Genomic DNA, 24,265 nt, shown 5'->3' on the forward strand with positions numbered 1-24,265 from the left:
AGCGCGAGGGCAGCGCCCTCGCTCCGCCCCCCGTCACGCCTCATGCCGGTTCCGCCAAAGCTCCCGGGCGAACCGCGCGCGCACGCCCATATCGAGAAACGGGCGCGGCGGCAGGGGCGAAGGGGTGCCCAGGCTCTCCATGTCGGCGATGAGCGGGTTGTCCTCTCCTGATGCCATGTCGGCGGCAAGGATGCCGCCGAAGGTCCCCTTCGTCACGCCCACCGCGTTCTGGCAGGTGGCGGCCCAGATGTTCGGCGCCACCCGCCCGAAGCCCGGCGCCGCGTTGCGCGACAGGCAGACGAAACCCGACCAGGTATGCGCCATCTCGACCGCGTCCAACCCCGGAAACCGCGCGTCGAAAAGCCGCTTGTGCCGCCGCGCGACGGCCCGCCGCCCGGCTTCCGGGAACCGTTGCGACGGGCAATAGCTCAGGCCCTGCCGGATCAGGATGCGGTGATCGTTGGTATGACGCATCGTGATCCCCGCAAACGCGTTGGCGGGCGTGAGACCCCAGGGGCGCGTCACGCCGTATCTCGCGCGCTCCGCCTCGGTCAGCGGGCGGGTCAGGCTCGCATGGGCGACGAGGTGCAGGAACCGGCCCCGGAAGGCGCCGAACCGCTCGGCAAACCCGTTCGCGGCAAGGATCATCTTCGGCGCGCGCAGCGAGCCGTCGGGCGTCGTGAGCGTGACGCCGTTCGAGTTCTCGAACGCGGTCACGGGCGAATTCTCGTAGAGCGTGACGTTCTTCGGCAGGCTGTCCGCCAAGCCCCGGCACAGCGCCGCGGGGTTCATCAGCCGCCCGCCCGGCGTGCGGATCGCGGCGGTGAAATGCGGGCTCCCGAGCGCGGCCCGCAGCGCGCCGCCCTCGATCCACTCATAGGGCTCGCCCAGCGCCTCCAGCTCCCGCGCGAAAGGCTCCAGCACCTCGCGCCGCCCGCGCTCCGAGACGGCGGTGTGGTATTTTCCATCCGCCGACCAGTCACAGGCGATGCCCTCCGCCTCGATCACGCGGTCGAGCTCTCCGATGGCGAACCGCGCCCGCCGCATGAACCGATGCGAGCCGTCAAGCTCGTCGAGCGACGACCCCACGTTGTGCGGCAGGTCGATGGCGAAGCCCGAATTGCGGCCCGAGGCGTTCTCCCCGGCCTCCCCCGCCTCGATCAGGGCGATCCGCGCGGCCGGATGCAACTCGGCCAGCCGCCGCGCCGCGCCCAGCCCGGCATAGCCCGCACCCACGACCACCCAGTCGGCCCGCACCTCGCCCGCCAGGGGCGGATTGGGGCTGCGCGGGGGCAGGATCGCGCTCCACCCGTTCGCGCGATCGTCTCCCGGCAGTCGCGTGATCCGCATCTTCGGCCCTCCCTGCTTGACAGGAACCATACATCCCTGCATGTTTCCGGACAACCCTGTACGGAGCCGCCCCGTGACCGCCCCCCGCCCCATGCGCAAGACCCGCGAGGACTGGCTCGATGCCGCCATCGGGCTGCTCAAGGCCGAGGGTATCGAGGCGGTGCAGATCACCGCGCTCTCCCGCGCGCTCGGCATCACGCGGGGCAGCTTCTACTGGCATTTCGAGGATCGCGCCGACCTGCTTGCGGCGGTGCTCGACACCTGGCGGGCGCGCAATACCGGCGTGATGCTCGATGCCCTTGCCGGGGCGCGCGGGCTCGATGACGGGCTGCTCGCACTCTTCGCGGTCTGGGTGGACCATACCCGCTTCGACCCCGCGCTCGACCAGGCGGTGCGCGACTGGGCCCGCCGCGCGCCCGACGTGGCGGCCAGCCTCCGCGCCGAGGACGACGCGCGGATCGCCGCGATCGCCGCGTTCCTCGACCGTCACGGCTTCGACCGCCCCGAGGCGTTCATCCGTGCCCGCGTCATCTATCTCACGCAAGTCAGCTACCACGCGCTCGGCATCACCGAGAGCGTGCCCGAGCGACTGAGCTATCTCGACCCCTATTTCCGCTGCTTCATCGGCCGCCCCCCCGACGCCGAGGCCGCGCGGGCCTATTTCGCCGGCTATCTCGCCACGCTCGGGCGCGATGCCCCATGACCGACCACAAGACCCTCATCGCCAGCCTGCCCGCCGACACGCTCGCCCGGCTGGGCCAGCGCAGCGACCGGGCGGGGCTCTTGCATCTCGCGGGCCATGTCGGGCTGATCGCGGGCCTGGCGCTCTGGGTCGCGCAGGGCTGGTGGCTTTGGCCGCTGGCGCTGCTCCCGCTGGGGATCGCGATCTGCTTTCTCTTCACGCTCGAGCATGAATGCACCCACAAGACGCCGTTTCGGACGCCCTGGCTCAACGAATGGGTGGGCCATGCGGCGGGGCTCCTGATCCTGCAACCGTTCGAGTGGTTTCGCTACTTCCACCTCGCCCATCACCGTCACACCAACGATCCCGACCGCGACCCCGAGCTCCTCTCGGGCGCCAAGCCCGAGACGCGGGGCGAATTCATCCGGCACGTCTCGGGCCTGCCCTACTGGTGGGCCATGGCGCGGCAGACATGGCGCAACGCGCTGGGCCGCGATCCGGGGGATCATGTGCCCGCCCGCGCGCGGCCCCGTCTCCGGCGCGAGGCGCGCGTGATGCTGGCGCTCCATGCGCTGGCCGCAAGCAGCCTCGCCGTCACGCCGCTTCTCTTCTGGATCTGGCTGCTCCCGGCCCTTCTGGGCCAGCCCTTCCTGCGGCTCTACCTGCTGGCCGAGCATGGCCGCTGCCCCCGCGTGGCGAACATGCTGGAGAACACGCGCACCACCTACACCAACCGCATCGTCCGGTTTCTCGCGTGGAACATGCCCTACCACACCGAGCATCACACCCTCCCCGCGATACCCTTCCATCAGCTCCCGCGTCTCAACGCGCTCATGCGGGACCGCCTGCGCATGACCTCCGCGGGCTACACGCGGTTCACCCGCGCCTATCTGGACGATCTGCGGAACCGGAATGGCTGAAATCCGCTTTTGTGCTACACATCCCTGGCAGGAAGCCTATTGTCAGGGATGGAAACGCGAAACTTGTGAAGGCACGAAAGGTTGATCATGAAACACCTAATCGCACCGACGCTTGCCGCATTGGCATTCGCGCTCCCGGCACATGCCGAGGGCGATGCCGACAAGGGCGAGAAAACGTTCAACAGATGCAAGTCCTGCCACGCGATCGCCGACGGCGATGAAGACATCGTCAAGGGCGGCAGGACCGGCCCCAATCTGTATGGTATCATCGGGAGCACCGCGGGCACCGTCGAAGATTTCAGCGGCTACGGCGATTCGCTCGTCGCCGCGGGCGAGGCGGGCCTCGTCTGGGACGAGGAGAACCTGGCGGAATACGTCAAGGATCCCCGCGGCTTCCTCAAGGACTACCTCGACGACGATGGCGCCAAGAGCAAGATGACATTCAAGCTCAACAAAGGTGGTGAGGATGTTGCGGCCTATCTCGCGACGTTCAGCGCGGACGAAGATGGCGACTCCGATTCCGAGGAAGGCGCCAGCGAGGACGCCGAAGGTTCCGACGCGTCCTGAGCATCGGACACCCACAGGAAAAGCGGCCGCGATCACCCGCGGCCGTTTTGCTTGGCGGACATGCGTCCGTCAGGGCGCCCGCCAGATCGCTCCCGACCGCACCGCGTTCGACTTCCGAACACGAAAAAACGGCCGCGATCGCTCGCGGCCGTCTCGTATCCCAAGGAAACGACGCTTAGCCGCGCATTTCCTTGCTGTTCATGATGTCGTCGAGATTCGCCTCGGGATCGGCTTCGCACATCTCGCGCATCTTCACGACCACGTCTGAGCCGCGTGCCATCTGGGCGCGCTCTTCCTCGCCGCCGGCCACGTTGTCGGCCGATTCCGTGTCAACGGTCGCCGCGTCGTCGCCGCCCATGTCGGCGTCGTCGCCACGGGCCATGTCGCGGGCTGCCATGCGGCCACCCATGTCATACATCACGCCGAGTTGCTCATCGGGGCTCATCGCGTCGAATTCGGCACAGGTCATCGCCGCTGCGGGCATCGCCATCGCTGCGGTCAGGCCGGCCACGGAAACGGTCTTGAGCATGAAGTTCTTCATTTCTACCTCCAGGTTATTCAGAAGGGCGCACTTGGCTGTCCGCCTTCCAGTTGAGAATTCATGGAGGCCCAACCACCGCCCGCGCCGGTAGTTCCCGAATTTCTGGACCGATGCCGGATTTTTTTGCATCCGACAATCGCGAGGCGGCGCCCCGACCCGTGATTTCACACATGCGGGCTCAGAGCGTCGCCCGGTGCGGTATTTATTTGATCTGCGTCAATTTCGAACATTGCCCCGCTCGGCCCGGCGGACTAAAACATCCCATGATCAGGGGCGCCTTCCGCGTGCCCGCGCCACCAATGTCAGCAGGAGGCACCAAATGGCAGACGCAGCCATTCAAGGCCACGACCACCACGACGATCGCGGGTTCTTCACCCGCTGGTTCATGTCCACCAACCACAAGGATATCGGTATCCTCTACCTGGTCGTATCGGCCTTCGTAGGGCTGATATCGGTCCTGTTCACCGTCTACATGCGGCTCGAGCTGATGGAACCGGGTGTCCAGTACATGTGTCTCGAGGGCGCGCGCTTCATCGCGGACAGCTCGGCGCCCTGTACCCCGAACGGCCACCTGTGGAACGTGATGATCACCTACCACGGCATCCTGATGATGTTCTTCGTGGTGATTCCGGCGCTCTTCGGCGGTTTCGGCAACTATTTCATGCCGTTGCAGATCGGTGCGCCGGACATGGCGTTCCCGCGCATGAACAACCTCAGCTTCTGGCTCTATGTCGCGGGCACGTCGCTCGGCGTCGCGTCGCTCCTGTCGCCCGGCGGCAACGGTCAGCTCGGCTCGGGCGTGGGCTGGGTGCTCTACGCGCCGCTCTCGACCTCCGAGGCGGGCATGTCCATGGACCTCGCGATCTTTGCCGTCCACGTCTCGGGCGCAAGCTCGATCCTGGGCTCGATCAACATGATCACGACCTTCCTCAACATGCGCGCACCGGGCATGACGCTCTTCAAGGTGCCGCTCTTCTCGTGGTCGATCTTCGTCACCGCATGGATGATCCTGCTCTGCCTGCCGGTGCTCGCCGGCGCGATCACGATGCTGCTGACGGACCGCAACTTCGGAACGACCTTCTTCGATCCGGCGGGCGGCGGTGATCCGGTGCTCTACCAGCACATCCTGTGGTTCTTCGGCCACCCCGAGGTTTACATCATCATCCTTCCCGGCTTCGGCATCATCAGCCACGTCATCGCGACCTTCTCGCGCAAGCCGATCTTCGGCTACCTGCCGATGGTCTGGGCGCTGATCGCGATCGGGGTCTTGGGCTTCGTGGTCTGGGCGCACCACATGTATACCGTGGGCATGTCGCTCACCCAGCAGAGCTACTTCATGCTGGCGACGATGGTCATCGCGGTGCCGACGGGGGTCAAGGTCTTCTCGTGGATCGCGACCATGTGGGGCGGGTCGATCGAATTCCGTACGCCGATGCTCTGGGCGTTCGGGTTCCTCTTCCTCTTCACCGTGGGCGGCGTCACGGGCGTCGTGTTGGCCCAGGCGGGCGTCGACCGGGCCTATCACGACACCTATTACGTGGTGGCGCATTTCCACTACGTGATGTCGCTCGGGGCGATCTTCGCCATCTTCGCGGGGGTCTACTTCTACTTCCCCAAGATGACCGGCAAGATGTATCCCGAATGGGCGGGCAAGCTGCACTTCTGGGCGATGTTCATCGGTGCGAACCTCACCTTCTTCCCGCAGCACTTCCTCGGCCGCCAGGGCATGCCGCGCCGCTACATCGACTACCCGGATGCCTTCGCGTTCTGGAACTACTGGTCGTCCATCGGCGCCTTCATCTCCTTCGCGAGCTTCGTGTTCTTCTTCGGCATCATCGCCTACGCACTCCTGCGCGGCACCCGGGTGACCGAGGCGAACCCGTGGAACGAGTATGCCGACACCCTGGAATGGACCCTGCCCTCGCCGCCGCCCGAACACACGTTCGAGCAGCTTCCCAAGCGCGAGGATTGGGACAAGTCCCACGCGCACTGATCGCAGGGCACTACCCGAACTTGAAAGGCCCCGGTTCCCGACCGGGGCCTTTTTCGTGGCTGGCCGACCGTGCGCCGCATTCACGATTGCCGCGACTCACCTTCCACCGACGCGATACCGACGTGGATACCGACATGGATACCGACGTGGGGTCCGGCCCGTTAACCTTCGGAAAATCCGTGGCTGCGGTCATACCCGTTCACCTGCGGCGGCGCCCATCCTTCGAGCGCGCCGGCCTCCGGCTCGAACACCTCGACCAGGAGCGGATGGCACACCGCCACATCGCTCGAATGCTGGGCCGAGCAATCGCCGCCGGGACAGGCGCTCAGCGCCCCCAGAAGGTCGATTTCCGCAAGGAATTCAAGGTAATCGTCGGGCCGCACGGGGCTTGCCTTCATGAAATACTGGCCCGTGTCCGCGGTGAACCCGGTGCACATGAAGACATTCAGCACGTCATGCACCGCCCGTTCCGCCGCCTCCCGGTCGAGCCCCGTCGCCCCGGCGAGCGCGCGGGTCAGGTTCGAGTGACAGCAATGGTGATACTGCGACCCTGCCAGCAGGTTTCCCGTATAAGGATCGCAGCGCGTCCCGATCACGTCATGCACCGACCCACCGAACGCATCCCGCCCGTACCAATCAAGCGTATCCTCGACGATCGTGGCCATCGGCCGCAGATAGGGGAAGGACGACCACATCCGCTCGCCTGTGGTGAGATGCGTGCCATGCAGCGCGCGCGTCTTGCCGGAATAGAACCGCTCGTCGAGATTGTCCGCATGCCACAGGTTCAGGTCCCCGACTTGCGGGCCCTCGACGCTCGTGATGCGAAAGAACTGCCCCGCCTCGACCCTGAAAGTGCAGGCGTCGCGCGGGGCGGCGACGGCCTCGGCCACCTTGCGCGCGCCCGCCCGTGCCCTGCGATAGAGCGCGAGCGGCACCTCGGGCAGCGTCTCGTTCGGATAGCAGATGACCGGCGCGACGGCGCGGCGCGCGGCGGCGTCGGGGGGCGGGGTGGGCATGGCGCGGCGCTCCTCTCCTCGGGATCACCGCGTCACTCTTCCGCCCTCACCGGCGCTTGTAAAGGCTCAACCGGCCTTGCGGCTGCGACCCCGGCCGCGGCCCGGACGGCGCCCACGGCCCTTGCCCGGCGCGCCACCCGGCCGGCCCTTGTTGGCCGCCAGCTGCACCCCTTCCCAGGGCCGCCCGCTCGCCACCGGCACGTCCATCTTGAGCACCTTCTGGATGTCGCGCAGAAGCTCCGCCTCGTCCGGCGCACAGAACGCCACCGCGCGGCCCTCGGCCCCCGCCCGCGCGGTGCGCCCGATCCGGTGGACATAGCTGTCGGGCACGTTGGGCAGGTCGTAGTTGTAGACATGCCGCACGTCCGGGATGTCGATCCCCCGCGCCGCCACGTCCGTCGCCACCAGGACGCGCGCCTGCCCGTCCTTGAACTCCTGAAGCGCACGATCCCTCTGCCCCTGGCTCTTGTTGCCGTGGATCGAGGTGGCCGCGAATCCCGCGCTCTCGAGGTTGCGCTTCAGCCGCTCGGCCCCGTGCTTCGTGCGCGAGAAGACCAGCGCAAGCTCCTCGCGGTGCTCGTCCAGCAGCTCCTTGAGAAGCCCCGTCTTTTCCGCCTGCGCGACGAAATGCACCGACTGGGTGATCTTGTCCGCCGCCTTGCCGGGGGGCGAGACGTCGACCCGCACGGGCGAGGTGAGATAGGCCTGCGCGATCTCGTTCATCTGCTTGGGCATGGTGGCCGAGAAAAGCATCGTCTGCCGCTCCGCGGGCAGGGCCGCGGCGATCTTGCGCAGCGCGTGGATGAAGCCGAGGTCGAGCATCTGGTCCGCCTCGTCGAGAACGAGGAACCGCGTGTTGCCCAGCTCGATCGCGCGCCGCTCCATCAGGTCGATGAGCCGCCCCGGCGTCGCGACAAGGATGTCGGTCCCGCGTTCCAGCCGCTTGACCTGCATGTTGAGCGACTTGCCGCCCACCACGATATTCAGCCGCAGGTGGCTCTTGCCCAGGTATGTCTGGAGGTTCTCGAAGATCTGGTTGGCCAGTTCCCGCGTCGGGGCCAGCACCAGCCCGCGCACGCCGCGCGGTCCCGGCTTGACCTGCTCGCTCAGCATGATCTGCGCCAGCGGCAGGCCGAAAGCCGCCGTCTTGCCGGTGCCGGTCTGCGCCAGCCCCATCAGGTCGCGCCCGTTCAGGGCCTCCGGGATCGCCCGCATCTGGATCGGCGTCGGATCGGTGATGCCGCTCTCGGTCAGCCGGTCGACAAGCCGGTCACTCAGACCCAGCATCTTGAAATCGCTCATGAATTATTCCTATTCCGGCCTCGGCCGGTTCTGGCCCGCTTGGGGCGACGTCAGGTATGGGAGAGGCCCCGACGGGGCATCCCATTGGCATCCTGCGTGATCTGGACCCCGGTGAAACACGCCATCGTCTGCGCCCATGCTCTTTCGTGCTGGCGTCCCCGCTCACGCGGCGGGGGACAATGGCCTTCCCCGCCACATGGGCCTTCGCGCGGCGCAAGTCAACGACAATCTCGGATTACGCCCCGTCCCGTGGCCGCAGGCACCGTTCGGGCGGGTCGAGGCCTTCGGACACCGCGCCGCAATAGGCGCAGCGCCATTCGCCCGCATCGCGGTCCTTGCGCCAGCGGCAATACCGCATGTCGCGCCGCGCAAAGATCAGCATCAGCACGAAAGCGATGACAAGACCCGCAACGATGATCATCCGCGCCTCCCGGTAATGGCTTGTTAACGCGCTTGGGGCAGGATGTTTCCCGTAACACGAGGCACACCCCCGATCCCAGCCCGCATGTCGTTTCCCGGCTGGACGACGCTTCCCGCGCCGCTCTACAGTCCGCCGCATGGCCCGGCTGACACCCTCCTCCTCCGCACCCGCGGGGCTCACACCGCTCGACATCCTGCTCGGGGTGACGGTGGCGCTCGTCTGGGGGATGGGGTTCGTCTTCGCCAAGGCGGCGATCGCGCATTTCCCGCCCATCCTGCTGATGGCGTTCCGCTTTTCGGTGACGGCCCTCGCCCTCGTGTGGTTCGTGCGCATCCCCCGTGGCCAGCTTCTCGCGCTCTTCGCCATCGCCTTCGTCGCGGCGGGGTTCCAGTACGGGCTGACCTTCACAGGCCTCAAGCAGCTCGACGCCGGGGCGGCCGCCCTCATCGTGCAGCTCGAGGTGCCGTTCCTCGTCATCATCGGCGCGCTCTTTCTGGGCGAGGCTCCCGGCTGGCGCAAATGGATCGGCATCGCGCTGGCTTTCGTGGGCGTGTGGTACATCTCCGGCGCACCGCGCATCGCGAGCGAATGGCCCTCGGTCCTCATGGTGATCGGCGGCGCCTTCTTCTGGGCGGTCGGACAGGCGATGATCCGGCGGCTCGAGCGGATCGACGGCCTCACCGTCACCGCGTGGATCGCCGTCATGGCGACGCCACAGCTTTTCCTGGGTTCTCTCCTCGTGGAACGCGACCAGGTCGCCGCCATCGCGAATGCGGGGCCGGTGGTCTGGCTTGCCGTGCTCTATCTCGGGCTCGTCATGACGGCCTTCGGCTACGGGCTCTGGAACACGCTTCTGCGCCGCAACCCGGTCAGCCAGGTGGCGCCCTTCCTTCTCCTCCTGCCGCTCTTCGCGCTCGTGGGAGGGGTGGTGTTCCTGGGCGAGGATCCGGGCCCGCAAACGCTCATCGGGGGCGCGCTGGTGATCGGCGGGGTGGGGTTCATCCTTTTCAGCCGCGACTGAACACCCCAACGCCTCAATGCAGAACCACGTGCCCCGCGAGGCCGAGCAGGAAGCCCGCGACCCCGCCCAGCGGCGGCCCCCAATGCCGTTCGAGCCGCACCTGCGGCGCAAGATCCTGGAAAAGCAGGTAGACGATCCCGCCTGCCGAGAACATCATGATGACGCCCAGCACCGCGGGCGATCCGCTGAGGAAAAGAAGGCCCGCGAGTGCCGCCAACGGCCCCACGGGCACCATGAGACAGAAGAGCGCGAAGAGCCGCCAGCGCCCGGCCTCGCCGCTTCCCCCGGCCATCTCGCGATAGGCGTTGAACCCCTCGGGCAGGTTCTGAAGGGCAATCATCAGCGCAAGCAGCACCGCGGTCGAACCCTGGTCCGCCAGCATCGCGCCCAGCGCCATCGCCTCGGGAAGGTAGTCGAGCATCATGGCGGTGAACTGCGCGGCCTTGCCACCTGACCGGGCCAGCGCGCGGTCCACCACCATCAGCGTGAGGCCACCCAGCGCAAAGCTCAGAAGCGCGATGCCGCCATGCGCCCGGTCGATCCCCTCGGGGATCAGCACCAGAGCCACCGCCGAGAGAAGTGCACCCGCGCCGAAGGCCACGATCCCGTGGCGGAACTCGTCCTCGTGCCAGCGGGGCAGCAGCCGCCCGATCATCGCCGCGCCCGCCCCCGCCGGAATGGCCAGGCCGGCCACCGTGGCCAGGATCAGCGCGTGGAGGAAATGCTCGGGCACGCCCCGCTCAGATCGCGCGTTCGACCATCATCTTCTTGATCTCGGCAATGGCCTTCGCGGGGTTGAGGTTCTTGGGGCAGGTCTTGGTGCAATTCATGATCGTGTGGCACCGGTAGAGCTTGAACGGATCTTCCAGGTCGTCGAGCCGCTCGCCCGTCGCCTCGTCCCGGCTGTCGACGATCCAGCGATAGGCATGCAACAGCGCGGCCGGCCCGAGATACTTGTCGCCGTTCCACCAGTAGCTCGGACAGGCGGTCGAGCAGGAGGCGCACATCACGCATTCGTAAAGCCCGTCAAGCTTCTCGCGGTCCTCGATCGACTGCTTCCACTCCTTCGCCGGCCGGTTCGTCTTGGTCTCGAGCCAAGGCATGATCGAGGCATGTTGCGCATAGAAATGCGTCAAGTCGGGGATCAAATCCTTGACCACGGGCATATGGGGCAACGGATAGATCTTCACGTCGCCCTTCACCTCGTCGAGCCCGTAGATACAGGCCAGCGTGTTGATCCCCCCGATATTCATCGCGCACGAGCCGCAGATACCCTCGCGGCAGGAGCGGCGGAAGGTGAGCGTCGGGTCGATCTCGTTCTTGATCTTGATGAGTGCGTCCAGGACCATCGGCCCGCACTTGTCCATGTCGAGGAAATAGGTGTCGAGACGCGGGTTGTCGCCGCTGTCGGGATCGTAGCGATAGATCTGGAACTTGCGGACATTCGTGGCACCCTCGGGCTCGGGCCACGTCTTGCCCCGCGTGATGCGCGAGTTCTTGGGTAGGGTAAGCTGAACCATTCCTGGACCTCCGTCTCAACCGGCAAGCAAGGTGATGCTCTGCTCGGCAATGCAGTTCACGGCCTCGCGGCGGCTGGCGATGGCCAGCACCTCCTCGACCGTCGATTGGGTGACGCCGGTGACCGACGCGCTCGCGATGTTGAGGATTTCAGCCGCGCTCGCGGCGTCGATGATGCAATCCGTGACCGGCGCGGCGTTCACGCCCGGAAACCGCTGGGCGACCACGCTGTTCACCACCGTCTTGGCCCTGTCGCGCGCCACCGCGTCCGCCGCGTCGTTCGCGGCGGTGCAGCCGGCCAGCGCCGCGGCCGCGAGGATCACCGCAAGCCTTCTCATGTCGCACCCTCCGCAAGGCAGGCATTGGCCTTGTCCATCTGGTCGTCCGACACGGCCCCGCCCGAGACGATGCGCACGATGGGCCTGCCCTCGTCGAAGAACGTTTCGGTCTCGTAATCCCCGCGCACCCCTGCACGCGCCGCGCAAAGCTCGAGCCGCTCGGGCGGCCCGCCAAGCCTGGGCGGCTCCTGCGCCGGAACGGGCGCCGAAGAGCCCCCGCTCGCCTCGCAGGCGGCGAGCGGCAGGACCGCGAGCGCGGGCCATATGGCACGCGACAGCGGCATCAGAACGTGCGTTCCTTGGGCGCGATCTTCTTGAGACTGATGCCGCCCTCGTCCTCGGTGGTCAGCGGCTCCTCGATGATCGGGCGATAGCTCAGCTCCACATCGGTGCCGTCCACGCGGGCGATGGTATGAACGCGCCAGTTCTCGTCGTCGCGCTTCTCGTAATCCTCGTGCGCATGGGCACCCCGGCTCTCGTGACGCGCCTCGGCGCCGTGGATGGTGGCCAACGCGTTCGGCATGAGGTTGGTCAGCTCCAGCGTCTCCATCAGGTCGCTGTTCCAGATCATGCCACGATCCGTGACCTTGAGGTCCGAGAGCTTCCCGGCGATCTCGGTCATCCGCTCGACCCCCTGCTTGAGCGTCTTCGACGTGCGGAAGACGGCCGCGTCCTCCTGCATCGTGCGCTGCATCTCGTCGCGAAGCTCCGCGGTGGGCGTGTCCCCGTCCGCGTGACGGATTCGGTCGAACCGGTCCAGCGCCTTGTCGACCTGCTCCTTGTTCGTGCCCGGAACCGCGCTGTCGTGGTCCACCACCTTGCCCGCGCGAATGGCCGCGGCACGGCCAAAGACGACGAGGTCGATGAGCGAGTTCGAGCCCAGACGGTTCGCGCCATGCACGCTGGCGCAGCCCGCCTCGCCCACGGCCATGAGGCCCGGCACCACCGCGTGCGGATCGTCCTCGGTCGGATTCACCACCTCGCCCCAGTAATTCGTGGGGATGCCGCCCATGTTGTAATGCACCGTCGGGATGACCGGAATCGGCTCCTTGGTCACGTCCACGCCGGCAAAGATCTTGGCGCTTTCCGAGATCCCCGGCAGCCGCAGGTTCAGCGCCTCGGGCGGCAGGTGGCTGAGGTTGAGGTGGATATGATCGCCCTTCTCGCCCACGCCGCGCCCCTCGCGGATCTCCATCGTCATCGAGCGGCTGACATAGTCGCGCGGCGCCAGGTCCTTGTATTGCGGGGCATAGCGTTCCATGAACCGCTCGCCCTCGGAATTGGTGAGATAGCCGCCCTCGCCCCGCGCGCCCTCGGTGATCAGGCACCCAGAGCCATAGATGCCGGTCGGATGGAACTGCACGAACTCCATGTCCTGCAAGGGCAGGCCCGCACGGGCCACCATCCCGCCGCCATCCCCGGTGCAGGTATGCGCCGACGTCGCGCTGAAATACGCCCGGCCATAGCCGCCGGTGGCCAGAACGACCATCTTGGCGTTGAAGACATGCATCGTGCCGTCCTCGAGCTTCCAGCACACGACCCCGGTGCAGGCCCCGTCGGTCATGATCAGGTCGATGGCGAAATACTCGATATAGAACTCGGCCTTCTGCTTGAGGCTCTGGCCATAGAGCGTGTGCAGGATCGCGTGGCCCGTCCTGTCGGCCGCGGCACAGGTGCGCTGCACGGCCGGGCCTTCTCCGAACTCGGTCGTGTGCCCGCCGAAGGGGCGCTGGTAGATCTTGCCTTCCTCGGTGCGCGAGAACGGCACGCCGTAATGCTCGAGCTCATAGACCGCCTTGGGCGCCTCGCGCGCGAGATACTCCATCGCGTCCGTGTCACCCAGCCAGTCCGACCCCTTCACGGTGTCGTACATGTGCCACTGCCAGTGATCCGGCCCCATGTTGCTGAGGCTCGCCGCGATGCCGCCCTGCGCGGCCACGGTGTGCGACCGCGTGGGAAACACCTTGGTCACGCAGGCCGTGCGCAACCCCTGCTCGGCCATGCCCAGCGTCGCCCGAAGACCGGCGCCGCCGGCTCCGACGACCACGACATCGTAATCATGCGTCTCGTATTCGTAAGCAGCCATCTCGACCCCTTCAAAGCGCGATTTTAGCGAGAGCGAACAGGCCCGAAGCCGTCAGCCCGTAAGAGAGTACGGCAACGCTGATGATGAGGATCTTGCGCGTGGTGCCGCGCGAGTAGTCATCGATCATCGTTTGTGCGCCACGCCGGAAATGCTGCATCCCGGCAAAGATCACGAGCGCCGTCAGGATCGCGATCGCAGGGTGGGCGAAGGTCGCCAGAACCTCCTCGCGGTCGCCTCCCAGCGCGCGACCGAAGATGACGACGAAGACCGGCACGATCAGCGCGAGGCCCACCGCGCTCACGGTCATATGCCAATGGTCTTCGGTCCCGGTGCCCGAGGCGCCCTTGCCCTCGGCCCGCTTGCGGGCGGTCAGATATCGCATCTCTCGCCTCCCCTTCAGATGATCAGAAGTGTGAGCACGGTCAGGACGACCGAGCCGATGACACAGACCCAGCCCAGCATCTCGGCGGTCCGAAGCTCGAGTCCCTTGCCCGCATCCCAGTAGAGATGCCGCAGCCCCGCCAGGTAGTGATACCACACCGCCCAGAGCGACAGCACGAAGACCAGGTCGCCGAACCACGAGGTGACGACCGCGTCGGCCGTGGCGAAATACTCGGGTCCGGCCGCCGCCGCCAGGAGCCACCAGACCCCCAGCAGGAACGCCACGATAAGCGCGTTGCCCGTGATCCGCGTCAGGATCGAACTGACCGACGTGATCTGCGGGCGATAGATACTCAGGTGGGGTGAAAGCGGGCGGTCGCCCCGGTTCACATCTGCCATGGTGTCGCGTCCTTCATGTCTGCGGCGGCGTCGCGGGGCGCGCGCGTCCGCGCCCGGCGTCACCGCCTTCACGAGTCGTTTTAACGCGCCGGGGCGCAAAGCACAGGGGAAAAGACGAATAACCCCCGCGAAAAACCGTCTCACCCGGGAATATGTGATCACCCTAAATTTTCAGTGATCACATAACGCTCTTCCGCGACGCCCCACACCGGCCTAGATCGGCACGAGCGCCCAGTAGTCGAGGTCGAGCAACACGTCCGCGAGGTATTTTCCGTCACCGCCCCGCAGTGCGCCGGGCGCACCGCCCTTCGTCGCCACCAGCCGCAGCCGCAGCGCGCCGATGCCCGGCACATCCGTCTCGGCCTTGTCCAGCACCTCCGACCAGGCGCGCACCGTATCGCCGGCGAAACACGGATTGGCATGTGCCCCGGCATTGAGGCCCACGATCATCTGCGCGTTGGCCAGCCCGTTGAAACTGAGCGCGCGCGCCATCGAGATCACGTGCCCGCCATAGATGAGCCGCCGCCCGTCCGGTCGCGCCGACGCATCGAAATGCACCTTGGCGGTGTTCTGCCACAGGCGCGTCGCCATCATGTGCTCGGCTTCCTCGATGGTCACGCCATCCACGTGGTCGATCGTTTCGCCCGGCTCATAGTCGCCCCAGCGATGCGGCTCGCCGGCGAGTTCGAAATCGTAACCCGAGAAGTCCAGCCCCTCGGGCACCATCAGGTCGCCCGCCTCGAGCGCGGGCTTCAGGTCGGGGATCACCGGCTCGGGCGCGGCGCTTCCCTGCTCCCGCTTGCGCACCATCACCCAGCGCACGTACTCGAGAACCGCCTCGCCATGCTGGTTGGTTCCCGTCGTGCGGACCCAGACCACGCCCGACTTTCCGTTCGAGTTCTGCTTCAGCCCGATCACCTCGGAGCTCGAGCGCAGCGTATCTCCCGGCCAAACGGGCCGAAGCCACCGCCCCTCGGCATAGCCCAGGTTGGCCAGCGCATTGAGCGAGATGTCGGGCACCGTCTTGCCGAAGACCGTATGGAACGCCGCAAGGTCGTCCATCGGGCTCGCGCGCAATCCGCAAGCCTGCGCGAAGGCATCCGACGAGTAGATCGCGTGCCGCGCCGGGTAGAGCGCGTGATAGAGCGCGCGCTCGCCCGCGCCGATCGTGCGCGGCACCGCATGGCCGATCGTCTCGCCGACCGCGTAATCCTCGAAGAACCGGCCCGGGTTGGTCTTGGCCATGCTCACTGCGCCCCGAGCTTCGTGTCGGGCGAATAGGTGCCGGGCGCATCCTTCACTACCGCCTGGCCGCACCGCATCACGCCGTTGGCACTATCGAAGGCATAGGTGGGATCGCCGTAAAGCTCCCAGCCCTTGTTCAGCGCATCCGTCACCTTGTGACAGAAAGCCGAGGTATCGTCCTCGGTCAGCAAACGATAGAGTTTCATGCTCTCTCTCCTCAATGCGGGAAGGGCCACACGCCCAGCCATGCGTGAATCGCGGCGATGACCGCGAAGGCCACCACCGTCATGACGACAAGGATGATGTCGCGGCTCGCCGGTCCGGGCTCGGGCCGGTCCCAGGGGCCGGCGCGGTTGATCACGATCACCTCCGCCACGGCCCAGGCGAGGAGTCCGCCGAAAAGCAGGATCGACACCGCGTCGCCGTTGACCAGCAGGTGCGCCACCGCCCAGACCTTCACCGCCGTGAGTTGCGGATGCCGCATCTTCCCGCGCAGCCGCCCCTTGGTCTCGCTCATCGCGAAGAGGAACACGGCCCCCACCATCAGCAGGTTGTTGAGATGCACGGTCCAGGCGGGCGGGGTCCAGACCGGGATGAACTCCGCCATGCGGTAGCCCACGATCATCAGGACGAGGCCCAAGCCCACCCCCAGCGCAACGATCCCGCGACCGGCATTGCCCATCGCCGCCCGCCGCTCGGGCGCGATCCGCTTGAAGAAATGCGCCAGCGCCCAGAGCGCCAGCCCGAGAAGAACAAGTGCAAACCCCATCGCTCAGGCCTCCGCCATTTCGGCCACCGCATCCGCGCGGGCCAGCACGCGCCGGGCGGCGACGACATGCAGGTTCTCGACGATCTGTCCGTCCACCACGGCGATCCCCTGCCCCGAGGCCATGCTGTCCTCGTAGGCGGCGATCTGCCGGCGCGCGAGGTCGATCTCCGAGTTCGTCGGCGCAAAGGCCACGTTGGCGCCCTCGATCTGCGCCGGATGGATCAGCGTCTTGCCGTCGAAGCCCAGGTCCCGCCCCTGCTCGCACTCGGCCTTGAGGCCCTCGCCGTCGCGGAAGCGGTTATAGACCCCGTCCACCGCCACGATCCGCGCCGCCCGCGCGGCCATCACGATGGTCTGGAGCGCGGTCATGAGAGGCATCCGGTCCGCGCGGTATCGCGCGCCCAGATCCTTGATCAGGTCGTTCGTTCCGGTGACGAGCCCTGCCACCCGCGCATGCGCCGCGATCTCGCGCGCGTTGAAGACGCTGGCCGGCGTTTCCATCATCACCCAGATCGGCAGGTCGCGCGGCAGGAGATCGGCAAGGCTGTCCACGTCCGGCGCGGCGTTCACCTTGGGAAGCAGGATCGCGTCCGCCCCCGCGTCGCGCAACACCCGCACATCCTCGAGACCCCACTCGGTCGTCAGCGCGTTGATCCGCACGATCTTGGCGCGCTTGCCGTACCCGCCTTCGGCCAGCGCGCGCTTGAGCGTCTCGCGCGCCTCGGCCTTCGCGTCGGGCGCCACCGCGTCCTCGAGGTCGAAGATGATCGCATCGGCGGCAAGCGTCCGCGCCTTCTCGAGCGCGCGTTCCTTCGAGCCGGGGATGTAAAGCACGGAGCGATAAGGATGGGTCGTCATGTCCATGGCGGCACCTTTCCGGCGGGGCTTGGAATTTTCTTGCGCAGGGATGCCACTTTTCGCGGGAAACCTTCAAGGGGTTTCCCGCCGCGACGCAACGCAACCGGCGGACACGGGCGCAAATGTCCGCGTCGTTAACCCTGTTTTCAGGGTTCCTCGGCCACTCTCTCATCACGAACAAGGCAGGGACCCAATCAGAAGGAAAGGGTGATGTCATGAAACGGATGATGATGGGCGCGGCCGTGGTCGCCATTCTCGGCGGGCCGCTCGATGCCCAGGGCCGCAATTGCGCACCGCGCGACGTGGTGGTCGAACGCCTCGCCTCGAAATACGGCGAATCGCGGCAGTCGATGGGCCTCGGCGCCAACAACGCGGTGATCGAGGTTTTCGCGTCCCAAAGCTCCGGCACCTGGACGATCACCGCCACCAACGTGCGCGGCGTGACCTGCCTCGTCGCCAGCGGCCAGGCGTTCGAACAGATGGCGGAGGGCCTCCCGATCCCGGGCCAGGACGCCTGAGCAAAGGCACCGGGGCCGCCGCTCTGCTCTCCCGCGCCGCGGCCCCGTCCCGCCGATCAGAATCGCCCCGCCTGACCCGGCAGCGGCCGGGGCCCGAGTCCGCCGCACCGCTCGCGGCGTCCGGCAAGGCGTCCGAGGACCGCCAGCCCCGCCCCGAACGGGCATCCCCTCCGAAAACCGTGTGACCGTGCGGATTTACCGGCGCGGACAGGCATCCGCGCCGGCCCGTCACGCGGGATGCCGCGGCGCGGCGCCCTTGCACGGCTCCGCGCAAAGGTCTACGCCATTCACGGAAATTCACACTCATGCGGAGATCACCCATGGCCAGACCCAAGATCGCCCTTATCGGGGCAGGACAGATCGGCGGCACGCTCGCCCATCTCGCGGCCCTCAAGGAACTGGGCGACGTCGTCCTCTTCGACATCGCCGAAGGCGTGCCCGAGGGCAAGGCGCTCGACATCGCCGAATCCGGCCCTGCCGAGGGGTTCGACGCGACCCTCAAGGGCACGCAGGACTATGCCGACATCGCCGGCGCCGACGTCTGCATCGTGACCGCGGGCGTGCCGCGCAAACCGGGGATGAGCCGCGACGACCTTCTGGGCATCAACCTCAAGGTCATGAAATCCGTGGGCGAGGGCATCCGCGACAACGCGCCCGACGCCTTCGTCATCTGCATCACCAACCCCCTCGACGCGATGGTCTGGGCGCTGCGCGAATATTCGGGCCTTCCGCACAACATGGTCTGCGGCATGGCCGGCGTTCTCGACAGCGCCCGCTTCCGCCACTTCCTCAGCCTCGAGTTCGGCGTGTCGATGCGCGACGTCACCGCCTTCGTGCTCGGCGGCCATGGCGACACGATGGTGCCGCTGGCACGGTATTCGACCGTCGCCGGCATCCCGCTCCCCGATCTCGTCAAGATGGGCTGGACCACGCAAGAGAAGCTCGACGCGATCATTCAACGCACGCGCGACGGCGGCGCCGAGATCGTGGGCCTCCTGAAGACCGGCAGCGCCTTCTACGCGCCCGCCACCTCGGCCATCGAGATGGCCGAAGCCTATCTCAAGGACCAGAAGCGCGTACTGCCCTGCGCGGCTTACGTGGACGGCGCGCTCGGCCTCGAAGGGATGTATGTCGGCGTGCCCACCGTGATCGGCGAGGGCGGCATCGAGCGGGTCATCGAAATCCAGATGAACGATGACGAACAGGCGATGTTCAAGAAATCGGTCGATGCGGTCAAGGGGCTGGTCGAGGCGTGCAAGGGCATCGACGAGGGCCTCGCGTCCTGAGGCAACCACCCGTCCGAAACAGCGATGAACACGCGCCCCATCGGGCGCGTGTTTGTCTCAGATCACTGTGCGGCCTCGGTCTCGTCCTGCGCGTCGTCCTCGGATTCGGGCGCGTTTGACCCCTCCGACGCGCCGCTCTCGTCCTGCGCGTCGCCCTCCGACTCCTGCGATGCGCCATTACCGGAATTCGACCGGCCCTGAGCCGCCGCTTCCCCCGCATCCCCGCCTTCACCCCCGGCGGACAACTCCTCGATCCGCTTCTCGATCTCCAGCAGTCGGTTCGACCGGGTTTCGACATTCTGGGTCAGGTTGGTGAGCAGCGCCTGCAACTCGGCGCGTTGTTCTTCCGCCGCGGCCACGTCTTGCGTCAGGGCCTCGCGCCGCTCGGCAAGCTGGCTCACCTCGGCCGCCAACGTCTCGCGCTCTTCCCCGAGCGTCCTCGCGCGCTCCTCGAGCGTCGCGACCTCGTCGGCGAGCTTGGCCCGCTCCTCGCTTGCGGTCTGCAAATTCTTCTCGTTCCGGGCAAGCTCCTCGCTCAACGCCGCCGCCTCCTCGTTGAGCTTGGCGAGCGTCTCGCGCAATTGCGCCTCTTCCGCGCGCGCCTCCTCGAGACGGGCACCCACGTCCTCCAGCTCGGCGCGCTGTTCGGCCAGCGCGGCCTCGGCCTTCTTGCTGCGCTCCTCGAACCCCGCGATCTCCTCGCGCAACGGCTGCGCATCGGCCTCGAGCGCGCTCAGCGTCTCTTCCTGCTGCGCGATCTTCTGCGCCAGGGCCTCGCTCTCCTCGGTGCGCTGCGCCAGCGTGTCCTCCGCCTCGCGCAACTCGTCCAGCCTCGGCTCGAGCTCGGCGATCTCGGCCCTGACGCTGTCGAGCGTTCCCGCCGCCTCGCGCTGCGCCTGCAATTGCGTCTCGGCGCGGTTGCGCGCCGTCTCGGCCTGCTCGACGCGACCGCCAAGCTCCATCTCCGTCTTCGAAAGGCTCGTGCCGAAATATATCGCGGTCCCCCAACCGATCACCGCGACCGTGCCCAGCAAGAGCACCTTCGCGCTCATCCAGCTTGTCCCGTCGTTTGCCATTCTCTCCGTCCCCCTTCAGCATGTCTTCCTGACAGCCCCGGCCGCGAGCCGGGTCCAATGTCCGAACCGCTCAAACCCCACATGGTTCCCGCGACGGCCGCGCGCAGCGCCCGAGCCCGACGCGGGGACGCCCGCGAACCGCGATCGGATGCCGCAAATGGTCCCTGCGAAACCTCCCCCACGTCAACGCCTCAAGCAGCAGTGTTCCGGGCTTCCGCGCACGGAAAAACCGCGATACGTCGCCTTGTGATCACGGCAAATTACCATGTGATCACGATACCGGGAAATATCGCTCAAATTAGCGTCATCGCCCAGAATCCCCTTTAACTTCGCCGCAAGCTGCACACTATGCCAAGCCAATTCGGACCAACACGGGATAAGTTCATGAACATCCACGAGTATCAGGCGAAGGCGCTGCTGCGCTCCTATGGCGCGCCGGTTTCGGACGGTCGCGTCGTCCTGCGCGCCGAAGAGGCCAAGCGCGCGGCGAGCGAGATGGACGGACCTCTCTGGGTGGTCAAGGCCCAGATCCACGCCGGCGGCCGCGGCAAGGGCAAGTTCAAGGAACCGGGCGCCGGAGACGAGGGCGGCGTGCGCCTCGCCCGCTCGGTCGAGGAAGCCGCCGAGGAAACCAAGAAGATGCTGGGCCGCACCCTCGTGACCAAGCAGACCGGCGAAGCCGGCAAGCAGGTGAACCGCGTCTATATCGAGGACGGATCGGGCATCGAAAGCGAATTCTACCTCGCCCTTCTCGTCGATCGTCAGACCAGCCGCGTGAGCTTCGTCGCCTCGACCGAGGGCGGCATGGACATCGAGGAGGTGGCCGAGAAGACCCCCGACAAGATCCTGTCCTTCAGCGTCGATCCCGCGACCGGCTACCAACCGTTCCACGGCCGCCGCATCGCCTTCAACCTCGGGCTTTCGGGCAAGCAGGTGAAGCAATGCGTTTCGCTGATGGGCACGCTCTACAGGATGTTCCTCGAGAAAGACATGGAGATGCTCGAGATCAACCCGCTCATCGTCACCGACGAGGGCGATCTCAAGTGCCTCGACGCCAAGATGGGCTTCGACGGCAATGCCATCTACCGCCACTCCGACATCGCCGAGCTGCGCGACACGACCGAGGAAGACCCCAAGGAGCTGGAGGCGTCGAAATACGACCTCAACTACATCGCGCTCGACGGCGAGATCGGCTGCATGGTCAACGGCGCGGGCCTTGCCATGGCGACGATGGACATCATCAAGCTCTACGGCGCCGAGCCCGCCAATTTCCTCGACGTGGGCGGCGGCGCGACCAAGGAGAAAGTGACCGAGGCGTTCAAGATCATCACCTCGGACCCGCAGGTGAAGGGCATCCTCGTCAACATCTTCGGCGGCATCATGCGCTGCGACGTCATCGCCGAGGGCGTGGTCGCGGCGGTCAAGGAGGTGGGCCTCAAGGTGCCGCTGGTCGTGCGGCTGGAAGGCACGAATGTCGAGCAGGGCAAGGAGATCATCAACAATTCAGACGTGGACGTGATCGCCGCCGACGACCTCAAGGACGGCGCGCAGAAGATCGTGAAGGCGGTGAAGGGGTGATGTCGATGCCCCGATCACTTCGCGACGTGGCATTGGGAGCTTGCGCTTTCCTCTACGCCACTGCCGGTCCGGCGCTCGCCGAAAACGCCCTAATCGAGGACGTCTGGCAAGCCTTTGAGGAGCATTGCGGCCCCGTGATGCGGACTAAAGGCGTAGATCCCGACGCGTTCGACAACCTGCCGTCCGAGCACAGGATCTCGAAAAGCACCGACGGCCGCCGGATCCAGGTGGATCACCAGACACAGGACATGAAATGGTCCGTCTCTGCCGCGCAAAGTGACCTGGCCGCAACGCGCTACATCTACTGCATGGTTGGATATCATAACTTGCAGCCGCTGGAGGACTTCGACGGTATCGTAGCCGCCTTGCGGGAGCGTCTCGAAAAGAGCAATGCCTCCGACATCGCAGGAGGCGAGGACGAATTTCTCAGGATCACTCCACTTTATGCAACACCCGGAAGCGGTCTCGACCAGACAGTGCACATGGATGCGATCGGCGTATTGTCCGAACCCGATTTTGTCGCACAGTTTCAAGTTTATTCCTACGGCATCAGCATTGGAACGCTGGCCGTTTTGCCCCTGCGCGAGGTTCAATGACATGATGACCAGTCGCGACTTCCAAGCACTTGACCTATAAACGAACTTTGCCCGCTTAGCGGCCAAAACAGAATAGTTAGGAGCCCAAAAACATGGCCATCCTCATCGACGAAAACACCCGCGTGATCTGCCAGGGCCTCACCGGCTCGCAGGGCACCTTCCACTCCGAACAGGCCATCGCCTATGGCACCAAGATGGTCGGCGGCGTAACCCCCGGCAAGGGCGGGCAGACGCATCTCGATCTTCCGGTCTTCGACAGCGTGCACGAGGCCAAGGACGCGACCGAGGCTGATGCCTCCGTGATCTACGTCCCGCCGCCCTTCGCCGCCGACTCGATCCTCGAGGCGATCGACGCCGAGATGGAGCTGATCGTCTGCATCACCGAGGGCATCCCCGTGCTCGACATGATGCGCGTCAAGCGCGCGCTCGAAGGGTCGAAAAGCACCCTGATCGGCCCCAACTGCCCGGGCGTCATCACCCCCGACGCCTGCAAGATCGGCATCATGCCCGGCCACATCCACAAGCGCGGCTCCTGCGGCGTGGTCTCGCGCTCGGGCACGCTCACCTACGAGGCGGTCAAGCAGACGACCGACGTCGGCCTGGGGCAGTCCACCTGCGTCGGCATCGGCGGCGACCCGATCAAGGGGACCGAGCATATCGACGTGCTCGAATGGTTCCTCGCCGATGACGAGACCGAGTCGATCATCATGATCGGCGAGATCGGCGGACAGGCAGAGGAAGAGGCGGCACAGTTTCTCGCCGACGAGAAGAAGGCGGGCCGCTGGAAACCCACGGCCGGCTTCATCGCCGGCCGCACCGCCCCTCCGGGCCGCCGCATGGGCCACGCGGGCGCCATCGTCGCCGGCGGCAAGGGCGGCGCCGAGGACAAGATCGAAGCCATGCGCAGCGCCGGGATCGTCGTGGCCGAAAGCCCCGCCGGTCTGGGCGAGGCGGTGCTCGAGGCGATCAAGGGCTGAGATGACGGGATATGCTCACACGGCAACTGCAATGACGCGCGCAATGGCCCACGCCGCGGCTTGGCGGAGAGTCGGGCGATGACGAAACGTGCCCTCCTCTTCCCCCTTCTCGCGCTCGCCGTGGCCGCGCTGGTCTGGTGGTTCTCTGCCGAACCGGCGCAGCAAGGCAGCGTGGCCGATGACGTGGTCCGCCTTTTCGCGACGATCCCGGATGAGGACACGACAGACACCCGCATGGGCGAACTGGGCTGGACACCGCTGCCCGAGGACCGGCACGAGGAACTTGCCCGCGCCACCGCGCTTTTCCACATCGCCACGCGCCGCGCCGGTGACGCGGACTTCGACGCCGAGGCCGAGCGCACGCAGTTCCTCGCCCGCGTGAGCGATGCGCGCGACAGCCTCGCTCAACCCGGCCTGCAGGCCTTCGGCCGCACCGACACCGCTGCCATGGCGATGATCGCGCCCGTGCAGGGCCTGCCCGCCGCCACCGGCTGCGACCTGTTCCTGACCGACGCCGACGGGCGCGCGTGGTTCGACCGCCTGACCGCGCCGCACGAGACGAGCAGCACCCAGAACGGCTGGGCCGAGGCGACATATACCGAGGGCCAGTTGCCCCGTCCCGGCCTCTGGGTCGCCAACCTCGCCGTGCTGACCCCGAATGACGAATTGACCGAATTCCTTGGCGGAGTGCCCGCGCAGACGATCCTGTCGCGCAACGCCTTCCGCGGCGAGATGCCGAAATGACCGGACCGCGCGAACCCCTTCTGGCACTCGCGGCGGGGCATGCCCGGCCGGCTGCACTCCCGCACTCCTCCGCGCCGCCGGGG

Annotated in this window: 28 protein-coding genes; 11 read left to right on the forward strand and 17 right to left on the reverse strand. The window is 66.7% G+C overall.

The genetic code is table 11. The annotated features are described in order from the left end of the window. Positions 1–33 precede the first annotated feature (33 nt). Positions 34–1,350, reverse strand: coding sequence for an FAD-binding oxidoreductase (locus K1T73_RS16705; RefSeq protein WP_220601781.1), 1,317 nt, complete (start codon positions 1,348–1,350; stop codon positions 34–36). Positions 1,351–1,423: 73 nt separating this feature from the next. Between K1T73_RS16705 and K1T73_RS16710 the strand changes: the two genes are divergently transcribed. The 3 genes from K1T73_RS16710 (at position 1,424) to K1T73_RS16720 (ending at position 3,519) form a co-directional block, all read left to right on the forward strand. Continuing rightward, positions 1,424–2,053: a TetR/AcrR family transcriptional regulator gene (locus K1T73_RS16710; protein ID WP_220601782.1), complete on the forward strand. Its 630-nt coding sequence runs from the start codon at positions 1,424–1,426 to the stop codon at positions 2,051–2,053. After that, complete coding sequence (locus K1T73_RS16715; RefSeq protein WP_220601783.1) at positions 2,050–2,952, forward strand: fatty acid desaturase; 903 nt, start codon at positions 2,050–2,052, stop codon at positions 2,950–2,952. The genes K1T73_RS16710 and K1T73_RS16715 overlap by 4 nt, the downstream gene beginning before the upstream one ends. A gap of 87 nt (positions 2,953–3,039) precedes the next feature. Next, on the forward strand, positions 3,040–3,519 hold the full coding sequence (locus tag K1T73_RS16720; protein ID WP_220601784.1) for a cytochrome c family protein: 480 nt from the start codon (positions 3,040–3,042) through the stop codon (positions 3,517–3,519). A gap of 175 nt (positions 3,520–3,694) precedes the next feature. Here the strand turns inward: K1T73_RS16720 and K1T73_RS16725 are convergent, their stop codons facing one another. After that, the gene (locus K1T73_RS16725) at positions 3,695–4,060 is read right to left on the reverse strand and encodes a hypothetical protein (RefSeq protein WP_220601785.1); all 366 of its coding nucleotides are present in this window, start codon (positions 4,058–4,060) and stop codon (positions 3,695–3,697) included. A 319-nt stretch (positions 4,061–4,379) separates the two neighbouring features. Here K1T73_RS16725 and ctaD point away from each other — a divergent pair, with 319 nt between their 5' ends. After that, complete coding sequence (gene ctaD, locus K1T73_RS16730) at positions 4,380–6,053, forward strand: cytochrome c oxidase subunit I (protein WP_220601786.1); 1,674 nt, start codon at positions 4,380–4,382, stop codon at positions 6,051–6,053. A gap of 161 nt (positions 6,054–6,214) precedes the next feature. On the opposite strand, the gene K1T73_RS16735 is transcribed toward ctaD, so the two are convergent. The 3 genes from K1T73_RS16735 to K1T73_RS16745 form a co-directional block, all read right to left on the reverse strand. Then, positions 6,215–7,069 (reverse strand): DUF1989 domain-containing protein, encoded by an 855-nt coding sequence (locus K1T73_RS16735; RefSeq protein WP_220601787.1) that lies wholly within the window; start codon positions 7,067–7,069, stop codon positions 6,215–6,217. Between the two features lie 66 nt (positions 7,070–7,135). Further along, positions 7,136–8,371 (reverse strand): DEAD/DEAH box helicase, encoded by a 1,236-nt coding sequence (locus K1T73_RS16740; RefSeq protein ID WP_220601788.1) that lies wholly within the window; start codon positions 8,369–8,371, stop codon positions 7,136–7,138. A gap of 235 nt (positions 8,372–8,606) precedes the next feature. Further along, entirely contained in the window at positions 8,607–8,792 is a 186-nt protein-coding gene (locus K1T73_RS16745; protein ID WP_220601789.1) for a hypothetical protein, read from the reverse strand. A 136-nt stretch (positions 8,793–8,928) separates the two neighbouring features. On the opposite strand from K1T73_RS16745, the gene K1T73_RS16750 reads away from it, so the two are divergent. Then, positions 8,929–9,813, forward strand: a complete 885-nt coding sequence (locus tag K1T73_RS16750; protein ID WP_220601790.1) for a DMT family transporter — start codon at positions 8,929–8,931, stop codon at positions 9,811–9,813. 13 nt (positions 9,814–9,826) lie between these two features. On the opposite strand, the gene K1T73_RS16755 is transcribed toward K1T73_RS16750, so the two are convergent. From K1T73_RS16755 to K1T73_RS16805, 11 genes are all read right to left on the reverse strand, one after another. Beyond that, positions 9,827–10,546 (reverse strand): ZIP family metal transporter, encoded by a 720-nt coding sequence (locus tag K1T73_RS16755; RefSeq protein ID WP_220601791.1) that lies wholly within the window; start codon positions 10,544–10,546, stop codon positions 9,827–9,829. A 7-nt stretch (positions 10,547–10,553) separates the two neighbouring features. Further along, positions 10,554–11,333, reverse strand: coding sequence for a succinate dehydrogenase iron-sulfur subunit (locus tag K1T73_RS16760; protein ID WP_220601792.1), 780 nt, complete (start codon positions 11,331–11,333; stop codon positions 10,554–10,556). 15 nt (positions 11,334–11,348) lie between these two features. Next, on the reverse strand, positions 11,349–11,669 hold the full coding sequence (locus K1T73_RS16765) for a succinate dehydrogenase (RefSeq protein ID WP_220601793.1): 321 nt from the start codon (positions 11,667–11,669) through the stop codon (positions 11,349–11,351). Beyond that, the gene (locus tag K1T73_RS16770) at positions 11,666–11,953 is read right to left on the reverse strand and encodes a hypothetical protein (protein ID WP_220601794.1); all 288 of its coding nucleotides are present in this window, start codon (positions 11,951–11,953) and stop codon (positions 11,666–11,668) included. Before K1T73_RS16770 ends, K1T73_RS16765 begins: the two co-directional genes overlap by 4 nt. Beyond that, positions 11,953–13,755 (reverse strand): succinate dehydrogenase flavoprotein subunit, encoded by a 1,803-nt coding sequence (sdhA, locus tag K1T73_RS16775; protein WP_220601795.1) that lies wholly within the window; start codon positions 13,753–13,755, stop codon positions 11,953–11,955. The genes K1T73_RS16770 and sdhA overlap by 1 nt, the downstream gene beginning before the upstream one ends. 10 nt (positions 13,756–13,765) lie before the next feature. Then, a complete protein-coding gene (sdhD, locus tag K1T73_RS16780; protein ID WP_220601796.1) occupies positions 13,766–14,137 on the reverse strand; it encodes a succinate dehydrogenase, hydrophobic membrane anchor protein in 372 nt (123 codons plus the stop codon). Positions 14,138–14,151: 14 nt separating this feature from the next. Further along, positions 14,152–14,535, reverse strand: a complete 384-nt coding sequence (gene sdhC, locus K1T73_RS16785) for a succinate dehydrogenase, cytochrome b556 subunit (RefSeq protein WP_220601797.1) — start codon at positions 14,533–14,535, stop codon at positions 14,152–14,154. A 213-nt stretch (positions 14,536–14,748) separates the two neighbouring features. After that, positions 14,749–15,780: a MaoC family dehydratase gene (locus K1T73_RS16790; protein WP_220601798.1), complete on the reverse strand. Its 1,032-nt coding sequence runs from the start codon at positions 15,778–15,780 to the stop codon at positions 14,749–14,751. 2 nt (positions 15,781–15,782) lie between these two features. Continuing rightward, positions 15,783–15,986: a DUF1737 domain-containing protein gene (locus K1T73_RS16795; protein ID WP_220601799.1), complete on the reverse strand. Its 204-nt coding sequence runs from the start codon at positions 15,984–15,986 to the stop codon at positions 15,783–15,785. Between the two features lie 11 nt (positions 15,987–15,997). After that, positions 15,998–16,549 carry an NnrU family protein gene (locus K1T73_RS16800; protein ID WP_220601800.1) on the reverse strand — a complete coding sequence of 184 codons (552 nt, stop codon included), beginning with the start codon at positions 16,547–16,549 and terminating at the stop codon, positions 15,998–16,000. Between the two features lie 3 nt (positions 16,550–16,552). After that, positions 16,553–17,413: a CoA ester lyase gene (locus K1T73_RS16805; RefSeq protein ID WP_220601801.1), complete on the reverse strand. Its 861-nt coding sequence runs from the start codon at positions 17,411–17,413 to the stop codon at positions 16,553–16,555. 218 nt (positions 17,414–17,631) lie between these two features. Between K1T73_RS16805 and K1T73_RS16810 the strand changes: the two genes are divergently transcribed. Together K1T73_RS16810 and mdh are read left to right on the forward strand one after the other, a co-directional pair. Next, positions 17,632–17,925 carry a hypothetical protein gene (locus K1T73_RS16810; protein WP_220603800.1) on the forward strand — a complete coding sequence of 98 codons (294 nt, stop codon included), beginning with the start codon at positions 17,632–17,634 and terminating at the stop codon, positions 17,923–17,925. A gap of 320 nt (positions 17,926–18,245) precedes the next feature. Next, positions 18,246–19,211, forward strand: coding sequence for a malate dehydrogenase (gene mdh, locus K1T73_RS16815; RefSeq protein ID WP_220601802.1), 966 nt, complete (start codon positions 18,246–18,248; stop codon positions 19,209–19,211). 62 nt (positions 19,212–19,273) lie between these two features. Here the strand turns inward: mdh and K1T73_RS16820 are convergent, their stop codons facing one another. Next, the gene (locus tag K1T73_RS16820) at positions 19,274–20,287 is read right to left on the reverse strand and encodes a hypothetical protein (RefSeq protein WP_220601803.1); all 1,014 of its coding nucleotides are present in this window, start codon (positions 20,285–20,287) and stop codon (positions 19,274–19,276) included. Between the two features lie 384 nt (positions 20,288–20,671). On the opposite strand from K1T73_RS16820, the gene sucC reads away from it, so the two are divergent. The 4 genes from sucC to K1T73_RS16840 all read left to right on the forward strand — a co-directional run bounded on the left by sucC (position 20,672) and on the right by K1T73_RS16840 (position 24,182). Further along, positions 20,672–21,865, forward strand: a complete 1,194-nt coding sequence (sucC, locus tag K1T73_RS16825; protein WP_220601804.1) for an ADP-forming succinate--CoA ligase subunit beta — start codon at positions 20,672–20,674, stop codon at positions 21,863–21,865. Positions 21,866–21,870: 5 nt separating this feature from the next. Beyond that, on the forward strand, positions 21,871–22,461 hold the full coding sequence (locus K1T73_RS16830) for a hypothetical protein (protein ID WP_220601805.1): 591 nt from the start codon (positions 21,871–21,873) through the stop codon (positions 22,459–22,461). 92 nt (positions 22,462–22,553) lie between these two features. Then, on the forward strand, positions 22,554–23,438 hold the full coding sequence (sucD, locus tag K1T73_RS16835) for a succinate--CoA ligase subunit alpha (RefSeq protein WP_220601806.1): 885 nt from the start codon (positions 22,554–22,556) through the stop codon (positions 23,436–23,438). A gap of 78 nt (positions 23,439–23,516) precedes the next feature. After that, a complete protein-coding gene (locus K1T73_RS16840) occupies positions 23,517–24,182 on the forward strand; it encodes a hypothetical protein (protein WP_220601807.1) in 666 nt (221 codons plus the stop codon). The last annotated feature ends 83 nt before the right edge of the window (positions 24,183–24,265 follow it).

This window comes from Roseovarius sp. SCSIO 43702, from assembly GCF_019599045.1.
Taxonomy (GTDB): Bacteria; Pseudomonadota; Alphaproteobacteria; order Rhodobacterales; family Rhodobacteraceae; genus Roseovarius.